Annotated in this window: 1 pseudogene; it reads right to left on the bottom strand. The window is 56.0% G+C overall.

The features are described 5' to 3' along the window. A pseudogene (gene htc2 / locus HZU72_RS23590) lies at positions 1 to 716 on the bottom strand (methyl-accepting chemotaxis protein Htc2); the annotation flags it as partial.

Genomic DNA, 716 nt, shown 5'->3' with positions numbered 1-716 from the left:
CGGAAGTGGGCAACCAGTTGGCGCAGCTGGGCGCTGAGCTGGGCCAGGGCCTGAGTCGCGTGAGTGCTTTCTTGCACCAGGCTGGCGTTTTGCTGGGTCATTTGATCCATTTGCGTTACCGCTTGGTTGACCTGCTCAATGCCGCTGCTCTGTTCAATGGTGGCGGCAGAAATTTCCTGAACCAGCGTACTGAGCTGTTTGATGTCATCGACCATGCTGTTAATCACATCACCGGTGTCGCGCACTTGGCGGCTGCCTTCAACTACTTTGCTGTCCGACGCTTCGATCAGCGTTTTAATCTCCTGTGCCGCAGCAGCCGAGCGGCTGGCAAGTTGACGAACTTCATTGGCGACAACCGCAAAACCGCGCCCTTGATCACCGGCTCGGGCGGCTTCAACTGACGCGTTCAGTGCCAAAATATTGGTTTGGAAAGCAATACCATCAATGGTGTTAACGATGCTGCTCATTTGGGTGGCACTTTCGTTAATCGTCGCCATGGTGGTCGTGACGGACGACATCGAGTCGCTGCCGCGCTGAGCGCTATCGGCCGCTCTAGTGGCAAGCTTACGCGCATGGTCAGCGTGCTCGGCATTTTGCTTAACTGTGGCGGTAAGCTGTTCCATGCTGGAGGCCGTTTCAGCTAGTGATGCTGCCTGCTCTTCGGTGCGGGTGGAAAGCTCTTCGTTAACACCCACAATCTGCTCTACGCCACTGTT

Origin of the sequence: Vreelandella sedimenti (assembly GCF_013416325.1) — a bacterium.
GTDB classification, from domain to species: Bacteria; Pseudomonadota; Gammaproteobacteria; order Pseudomonadales; family Halomonadaceae; genus Vreelandella; species Vreelandella sedimenti.
Note: the sequence above shows the minus strand (reverse complement) of the source record. Positions and strands in the feature narration are given on the sequence as shown.